At 60.8% G+C, this 8771-nt stretch carries 6 protein-coding genes; 3 read left to right on the top strand and 3 right to left on the bottom strand.

Going from position 1 to position 8771, the window contains the following annotated elements; translation table 11 throughout:
• Positions 1–186: 186 nt before the first annotated feature.
• The 3 genes from VEZ52_RS01655 to VEZ52_RS01665 form a co-directional block, all read right to left on the bottom strand.
• Positions 187–1248, bottom strand: coding sequence for a phosphoesterase (locus VEZ52_RS01655; protein WP_324835254.1), 1062 nt, complete (start codon positions 1246–1248; stop codon positions 187–189).
• 58 nt (positions 1249–1306) lie between these two features.
• Positions 1307–2122 (bottom strand): cobamide remodeling phosphodiesterase CbiR, encoded by an 816-nt coding sequence (gene cbiR, locus VEZ52_RS01660; RefSeq protein ID WP_324835255.1) that lies wholly within the window; start codon positions 2120–2122, stop codon positions 1307–1309.
• Between the two features lie 109 nt (positions 2123–2231).
• The gene (locus tag VEZ52_RS01665) at positions 2232–5144 is read right to left on the bottom strand and encodes an insulinase family protein (protein WP_324835256.1); all 2913 of its coding nucleotides are present in this window, start codon (positions 5142–5144) and stop codon (positions 2232–2234) included.
• A 198-nt stretch (positions 5145–5342) separates the two neighbouring features.
• Between VEZ52_RS01665 and VEZ52_RS01670 the strand changes: the two genes are divergently transcribed.
• The 3 genes from VEZ52_RS01670 to tsf form a co-directional block, all read left to right on the top strand.
• Positions 5343–6866 (top strand): DUF2079 domain-containing protein, encoded by a 1524-nt coding sequence (locus VEZ52_RS01670; RefSeq protein ID WP_324835257.1) that lies wholly within the window; start codon positions 5343–5345, stop codon positions 6864–6866.
• 241 nt (positions 6867–7107) lie between these two features.
• Complete coding sequence (gene rpsB / locus VEZ52_RS01675; RefSeq protein WP_240823615.1) at positions 7108–7884, top strand: 30S ribosomal protein S2; 777 nt, start codon at positions 7108–7110, stop codon at positions 7882–7884.
• Between the two features lie 162 nt (positions 7885–8046).
• Positions 8047–8771: translation elongation factor Ts (gene tsf / locus VEZ52_RS01680; RefSeq protein ID WP_324835258.1), on the top strand; the 725-nt coding region annotated here is incomplete at its 3' end.

Genomic DNA, 8771 nt, shown 5'->3' on the forward strand with positions numbered 1-8771 from the left:
GACCACAGGCTCCGGTAAAGTACGCAAAATAATACCAGCTAAAGATGCCGGCGGCGTAGGAGGAGGTGTGGTTGGAAGAAATGCGCTGCATGAAAGTATCCTTAAAATTTTCTAGGTAAAAAGCTACGCGGCATGCAAAAGTCTGTCAATAGAAAACTGGAGTTTGTATGCAAAATGTTCGCAAAGTCAGGCTGCGCCCCGTTCTGCAGGGTCAGAGGGGACGTCCGGGGCTGTTGTTTTGCGCCGCAGCTTGCGCGTTTCAAGCCGCCTGAGCACAAATTCGCCTGGTTTGACCCCTTCCGGTACTGCCGACAGGGGGAACTCGGCCCGAGCCAGATTGCGGTGCCCGCCAGCCTCGCCCACATCATGGAAACAGGCATCCGCCAGACGCCCAATGTCCCGCCCGCCATCGCCGCGAAAGATCACGATAACTGTTTTGTCCACCACGCCGCTCACGGCTATCCACCGCAGGCCGTGCACCCGTGTGAAAAAGTCTGCCACTGCCACCAAAAGGTCTGCGCTGTTGACTTCGTTGAGCGAGGCAAAGGCTCCGCCGCCCCGGCAGTCGGCAAGGGAACGGAATGCGCGTGAAAACAGCGGCAGCCATTCCCGCAGGTATTCGCTGCGCAGAATACGGCGCAGCAGGCCGTTGTCCGCATGGCGCGAAAGCCACTGATACGCGCGAAAATCGTCTTCGCCGCCGGAGCGCTCAAAAGCCGCCGTGTCTGTGCGTATGCCGTACAGCAGGGCTGTGGCCAGCCTTGGGCCGGGGCGCATGCGCAGGGCCTTGAGATAGCGGGCCATCATGGTGCTGGTGGCACCCATATTGGGGCGGATATCGCGCAGCAAGGCCGGGCCAGCCAGCGAGCATGCCGTAATGTTGTTGGCGGCACGGGGCAGGGGGTGATGGTCGATGATGCAGTCAAAGTGCAGGCCCTGAAAAACCTTGCTGTGGTGCGGCTGGGAATCCACCATGGCAAAGTGGGTGTATTGGTCGGCAGTTTCAGGCTGCCAGGGCTGCACGGGGATGTTCATGTAGCGGATCATGGCCAGGTTGTCGGGCCGGGTCACCTCATTGATGCGCGCAATGACCACGCTGTGCACCTTGTGGATCATAATACGCTTGAGCGCCAGCGCCGATGCCAGGGCATCGGGGTCGGCATTGATAAGGATGCACCAGCGGTCGTCCTTGCTGAGACCTGCCCGCCATTTTTGCAGCAGGGCGATGTGGTCTGTGGCGCCAGCCATGATTCTCCTTAAAGGTTCTTCTGCCAAAGCCCGCTTGCGAAAGTGCGCTTGCCAATGTTCATCCGCCGGAATGCGATTGCGCAAGCGCCTCGAGCACCGGCAGGGATGAGGCCAAACGATCCCAGTTGAATATCTCGACCATATGCACTGCCGAATCAGGGATGCGCTGCATGAGGGCGGCTGCGGTCTGCGCCTGCCCGGGCGTAAAAGCCGCGAGGGGCAAATGCCGGTCGCCATCGCCGGGGGCGCTCCAGTGCGTCATGGTCGCCTGCTCTGGCAGGGCCGAAACCAACAGGTTTTTTTGACCATAGCCCAGGAGGTGGCCTACGTCCAGACACAGCCCCAGTCCGTGATCCTGAAGAAATCCCTGCCCAAGGCTGGCAATATCGCTGTGGGCAACGTTTTCCAGCAACAGCGGGACATCGCAGCAGTTTTTCCAGTGATAGGCAAATCCTGCCAGAAGGCGGCGCTGCATCTGCGGCGATCCTTGGGGCGGGTGCAGGACGGCGCAGCGCGGCTGAAGAAAAGAGGCCTTGCCAAGTACAGACAATGCCAATTGCGCGGCCCTGCGGGCAGGATGCGCGGCAGCGCTCTTGCTGGCTGGCCAGGGCAGGTCAACGGGCAGATGCACATGCCAGCGCAGGGGCCGGGTTGCCAGGTCGGGCGGCAAGTCCTGCGGCCCGTAGTCCAGGCAGGACTGGGTTTCAAAAAAGCACAGGCCGACCTCGTCCACCTTGCCAGCCAGAAAGCGCGCATTTTCCGCCACTCCGGCGGGCAGTACAAAGGAGGGCGCGGCCAGGCGGCCTGTAAAGCGCGCGGGCCGCAGATTCGGCCTGTCTGGCTGGAGCGTCTGGTCGCCTGAATCTTGGGACATGCGGGTGTTCCTTGTGCGGGGCATGCGATGTCGGCCTTGCCGCAACCATGCGCAAAAGGGGGAGATTTCTGGAAAATCTCCCCCTTTATCATTCTATGATCGCGGGATGCTACACCAGTTTGGTGCTGCTCCAGCTGTGTTCTTTGGCTGCGGCTTCGGTCTTGGGGCCGCCCAGTACGCAAGTGGCGCCGTTGCACGCAACCTCGGCCAACACTTCGGCAAATTCGCGGAAGTGCTTTCCGGTGGTGGAAAGGATTTCTTCGCGCATGAGGGCGCGGGCGGCATCTGTGTCGTCCGTGAGCCAGCGCGAGAGGGACTGCGCGCCCTTGGCATCGGGCAGCAGGTAGCTGTCCAGATCGCCCACCGCGCCCACTATGGCCTGGGTGAGCTGGGCCTTGTCCGGGCTGAAGGTGCGCAGGTATTCGGCCATGCCGTCAAAGGCCGTCAGGGTGTCGTCCACGTTGGGGTCGCGGTATGAGGCGCACACAAGGGTGCCGCCCAGACGGTCGAGATTGCAGAACGCGCCGTATGCGCCGCCGCGCACACGCACCCGTTCCCACAGATAGCCCATGCGCAGGCTGCGCAGGATAACGCTGGCGGAGCCGTGGTACACATAGCCCTGATCATAGATGTTGGCGGCCTTGCCCACATAGTTGATCTGGGCCGGGGCAATGAAGGCTTCGCCCTTGGGCAGTTCCAGAGGGGCGCTGCCAAAGTCTGTTGCCGCCCCTGACCGCGCGGGCGAGAGCGCACGCAGCAGCTGGCGGGCTTCCGTTTCTACCAGAGCAAGGCCCTGCGCCTCTGCGGTGCAGTCCACAACCGCGCCGGGACGGGCGATGATGCGTGACCGCAGTTCTTCCAGATCATTCAAAACAGACTGCGGGTCTGTGTCCATGCGTTCCAGCAGTCCACGCACGCTTTCAAGGTAGCTCAGGCCCGAGGTGCGTTCGGCAACCGCGCTTGCGCCGTTGAAGCGCGCCCGCAGGCGGGCGCTGACAGCCGCATGCCCGGCGGACTGCAAGCCATGCTCCAGCCGGGCCTTGCCTTCCAGCAGCATCTGGCCCAGGCGTTCGCGCAGCACATCTGCATCGGTCACGGGTTCCAGCAGGATTTCGCGGGTCAGGGCAAAGAGATCCGGCAGCTTGTCGTACACGGCCTTGCCCGACACGCCGAGATAGCCAAAAGTCTTGCGGCTGCCGCGTACAAGGCCCACCAGCGTTTCAGCGCCGAGGCCGCCCGTTTTGGCGGCCATGAGCGCGCCAAGCTCCGTAAAGTCGCGCTTTGCGGTGCCCGTTTCGGTGAGGGAGCGGGCAAAGAGCGGCAGCAGGGGCACGAGCCTGTCCGGCACATTGGCAAGGGGCAGCAGCAGGGTTGCGTATGCAATACCCTGGGTCGGCAGCTCGTGCGTCAGGAATGTTTCGGGTAGTTCGGCCACGGCTCGGGGCAGCAAGGCGTTTTCACGCGGCAGGTCTTCAATGCCCAGGGCAGGAATGGTCGCCAGGGCTTCCGGGCTGTCGGGCGCGCTCTGGGCTTCCATAAGGCGGGTGGTTTCTTGCACCATTCTGGCGCGGGCCTCGGCATCGGCGGCGGCCTGCACGGCGTCCACGCGGGCCTTTTCCGCATCTTCGCGGGTTTTGCCCAGTTTTGTATCTGGCAGCAGCACCACGGTGGCGCGGTGCTCGTTGTTCAGGAACCAATCCTTGATGGCCTGTTCAAATACGGGTTCGCCAGCCTCAATGCGGGCTTTGAGGGCGTTGAGCGGGGCCTCCCACGCCAGCGGTGCCAGCGGGTCGCCATCATACAGCCATGTGGTCAGAGATTGCACCATGGCCGAGAGTCCACGGGGGAAGCGCCCCGAATTGTTTTCCCGGTAGGCGAATTCCACGCTGTTGACAGCGGCTTCCACCGCCGAGCGGGGGATGCCTTCTTCCGCCAGCTGGGCCAGGGTGTCAAAAATGAGCAGTTCGGCCTGCTGCACATCGCGCGGAGCCACGCCCTTGAGGCCGGTGGAGTAGTACATCTGGCGCAGCTCTGTCTCCAGCCCGCAGCCCGTGGTGTCCTCGCCAAGCCCGGAGGCGATGAGCGCCTTGCGCAGGGGGGAGCCGGGCAGACCTTCAAGGATATGTTCAAGCATTTCCATGAGCAGTGCCTGATGCACGTCCCCACGCTCGCCCAGAAGCCAGTTGACCGTGAACAGCGCGCGCTTTTCGCCCTTGGAGGCGGCGTAAGCCACTTCGATCTGGCGCGGGGTTTCCAGGCGCGGCTGCAACGGCACCTCGGAATTGACCGGGTGGGCCGTGTAGCCCTCAAGCGCGGCTGCCGTCAGGCGCAGGCGTTCGTCTTCCGGGTCGTCGCCCCAGAAGAAAAAGCGGGCGTTGCTCGGGTGGTAGTAGCGGCTGTGAAAATCGTAAAAGGCCTCGTAAGTGAGGTTGGGGATATCCTCCGGATTGCCGCCGGAATCAAGGCTGTAAAGCGTGTCGGGGAAGATCGCCTGCTGGCTCTGCTCCGCAAGGACGGAATCGGGCGAGGAATAGACGCCCTTCATCTCGTTGTAGACCACGCCCTTGTATGACCACTGGCCATCAGGCGTTTCGGCCTCCACATGCCAGCCCTCCTGCCGGAAGATATCTTCGTCAATGCGCGGGTGGAACACGGCGTCTATGTAGACGTCAATGAGATTGTAAAAATCGCGCAGATTGCAGCTTGCGATGGGGTAGCAGGTCTTGTCGGGAAAGGTGAAGGCGTTGAGGAAGGTTTGCAGCGAGCCCTTCATCAGCTCCACAAAGGGTTCCTTGACGGGATATTTGTCCGACCCGCAAAGAACGGAGTGCTCCAGAATGTGGGCAACACCTGTGGAGTCGGCTGGCGGCGTGCGAAAGTTGACGCCAAAACACTTGTTTTCGTCAGAGTTATTAATGGAAAGCAGTTGCGCGCCTGTGGCCTCGTGCCGCCACAAACGGGCGGTGCCGTCCACTTCGTGCAGATGCTGTTCTGTAAGAAGAGTGAATCCGTGCTTGTTCATGATAAATCCTGAAGTGTTGATGTGCAGCGCCGCTTGAGGCGCAGCGTGAGCTCTAACTATAAGTATAGATGCATCGTTTGAAAAGGGGCGCAGTCGGCGGGCACTCCATCCCAAGCTTGTGAGGCTGCTCCCGGCGTGATACTGAAATCAGCCCGTGGCCTCGCGCAAGGGCGTAAATTTTTGATTGAACGAGAAGATATGAACATGAACTGCAAGTCCTGTACAGGTGGGTCTGCGCTGGCTGAGAAGCTGGTGCTCTGGTACATTCCTCTGGCTTTTGCTTCTTTGTTCATATGGGGCAGCGTGTTGCAGATGCGCAGCTTTGTCATCAATGATGCGGATTTTGGCTATTTCATCACGCAGATCTGGCGGGTCTGGAATGGTTGGGACTGGCAGGCTCCTTTTTCCAACGTCTATGAGGGCAAACCCTTTTACGCCCACCACTGCACCCCCCTGACGGCCCTGCTTGCTCCCCTTGTGGGGCCGTGGAAGAGCCCTTACCCGCTCAGCGTTCTGCAAGGCGTGGCAGTGGGGTCAATGGCCTTTATTCTGCCCCGGCTTGTGCGCGCCCTGCATGAAGAAGCGGAAGGCGATACTCCTTCCGGCAATTGGGTGTGGACGGCAGGTTTTGCGCTGCTTCTTTTCCTTTTTTTCCGCCCTGTGCTCACGCCGTGGTCGCGGCAGGTTCACTACACAACGCTCGTCACGCCCATGCTCATGCTTGCCGTGCTCATGCTGCACAAGCGCCGCTGGTGGGCGCTGGCCGGATGCTGCCTTGTGGTCTTTCTGGCGCAGGAGCGCGCCGCGCCAAGTATTTTCTGCCTGGGCATGTATGCCTTTTTGCTGCTGGGGCAGAGGCGTGTCGGCGCTATTTTATGCCTGTGCTCCGGCCTGTGGTTTGCTACTGTTACAAAGGTATGGCTGCCCTACATGCGCCAGCTTGCGGGCGCGGGCACGGGCTATGCCTTCAGCGGTTTTGTGGATGTTGCCGGGCAATGGGATCTCAAACTGCGCTACTATTTGCATCTGCTGGCGTATTCCTGGTTTTTGCCGTTGCTTGGGCGCAAGGCCTTGCTCTGCTTGCTGTGTACGTTGCCCTATCTCGCCATGGTGTCTGTTTCCGGCTACAGCCAGATGTGGGCCATGGCCGGGCAGTATGAGGACTTGCCCGGCGTGTTCCTGATGCTCGCCATCTGCCACGCCTGCATGTGGGTGCAGGGCAAACTGCGCCCCGCACTGTGGAAAAAGCTTCTGCCCGCCGCCGGTGTGGCGATGGCCGTCATTATGCTGGCTACACAGACGGGCTGGTACAACCCTGCTGTGACTGTGGCACGGCTGCTGCAGCACCCCGAGGCGCAGTCTTATGCGCGCCTGCGCGAAGCTCTGGGGCAGTTGCCGAATTTCCCCCCGACTGTGCGCGTGTGGGCCCAGTCCGGCCTTGGGCCGTACGTATTTTATCCCTATCAGCGCTTTACCGCCGACATATCGCACATGGACGGGCCGCTGGGCGACAGCGTGGTGATAATCTCGCCCTTTGCGGGCACGGCCAACCTTGCGGGCGGCGGGGGCGGTGTATCACGCGGAGAATTTGAGCGGGCGGAGGCGTTTTTTGATGCGCACCCCGATCTTGTCCGCGTAAAGAACACTGATGTTCTGGTGATTTATACGGGGAAAGGCCTGCGCGAAACCCAGCCTGAGCTTGTGCAGGGGCTGAGCCGGTAGGCTGATCTGCGGTTTGCGCGGAAATTTCCGCATCAATGCTTGCTATTCGCAAGGTGATAGTGTATTCACTCCCTTTCCATCAAGCACACCCAAAGGCAGCGGCCCGGGGTGCCCGGTGGGACGGCGCGTGTGGCGTCGTCCATTTTTTGCGCCCAAGGACGGTTTATCCATTCTGGGTGTGGACATCGGGTTGCAGGGTCAGGGCATGGGTGGAAGAAGTTAACCCTTTGGAGGAATCCCAATGGCTTATGTCAGCATGAAGCAAATGCTGGAAACCGGCGTGCATTTCGGTCACCAGACCCGCCGCTGGAACCCCAAGATGCGTCCTTACATCTTTGGCGCCCGCAACGGCATCCATATCATCGACCTGCAGCAGACCGTCAAGCTGTTCCGCGTCGCCTACGACAAAGTGGTCGACACTGTTGCCAAGGGCGGCAAGGTGCTGTTCATCGGTACCAAGCGTCAGGCTCAGGAAGCCGTGGCCGCTGAAGCCGGCCGCGCCGGTCAGTTCCACGTGACCAACCGTTGGATGGGCGGCACGCTCACCAACTTTGTCACCATCCAGAAGAGCGTGGACCGTCTGAAGAAGCTGGAAGCCATGTTTGGCGACGGCACCATCAATCGCTACCAGAAGAAGGAAATTCTGCTTCTGGAACGCGAAATGAACAAGCTCGAGGAAACCTTGGGCGGTATCAAAAATATGGACCGCATTCCCCAGCTTGCCTTTATCATCGACCCGCACCGTGAAGACATCGCCGTGAAGGAATGCCGCAAGCTTGGTATCCCGATCGTGGCCGTGACCGACACCAACTGCGACCCCGATGTCATTGACTACATCATCCCCGGCAATGACGACGCCATCCGCGCCATCAAGCTGTTTGTGGCTGCTTTCGCCGAAGCCTGCATGGAAGGCGAAGCCATGAACAAGGACCACAAGGGCGAAGTCGTCAACGCCGAAGAAGCCATGCAGAAGGCCGAAGCCGCCGCCTCCGCTCCGGAAGCCGCTCCCGCCGAATAGCAGGCCTTTCCATATTCCGTATCCTGGGGGCGGCGCAACCTGTAAGGGCTGCGCTGCCCCCGTCTGGATGAAAGATTGCGCGCCGCGCTTCGCGGAGGCCGCGCAACCGATCAGGCATTTACAAAACTCCGGCTTGGGGCCGGACAGCGTGTGGAGTATACTATGGCTATCACTGCACAATTGGTTAAAGAACTGCGCGACATGACCGCCGCAGGCATGATGGACTGCAAGAAAGCCCTGGTGGAAGTGGAAGGCGACCTGGAAAAGGCCGTTGACTGGCTGCGCCAGAAGGGCATGGCCAAGGCTGCCAAAAAGTCTGGCCGCGCCACCAGCGAAGGCCTCGTGACCGTGGCCTCCACTGCCGACAACATGCACATCGCCATGGGTTCGCTGCTTTGCGAAACCGACTTCGTGGCTCGCGGCGAACAGTTTCAGACCATGGCCGCCCGCGTGACCCAGGTTATCCTTGAAAAGGCTCCTGCCGATGCCGCCGCTCTTGAAGCCATCTTGGGCGAAGAAGTGACCCAGCTCATCGCCTCCGTGGGCGAAAACATGCAGCTTGGCAAGTTTGCCCGCTTCAGCAAGAAGAGCGCCAACGACGTGGTGGGTCAGTATGTTCACGCCAACAGCAAGATTGGCGTTCTTGTGTACCTGACCTGCGGCAAGGCCGAAAGCGCCGCCAAGCCCGAAGTGCTGGAACTGGCCAAGAACCTCGCCATGCAGGTTGCCGCCGCCAGCCCCCTGGCCCTTGACGCCGCCAGCCTTGATCAGGCCGCTGTGGAGCGTGAACGCGAAGTTTACCGCCAGAAGGCCCTTGAAGAAGGCAAGCCCGCCCAGATCGTGGACAAGATTGCCGACGGCGCGGTGAAGAAGTTCCAGAAGGAAGT

The organism is Desulfovibrio sp. (genome assembly GCF_035644575.1).
Classification (GTDB): Bacteria; Desulfobacterota; Desulfovibrionia; order Desulfovibrionales; family Desulfovibrionaceae; genus Desulfovibrio.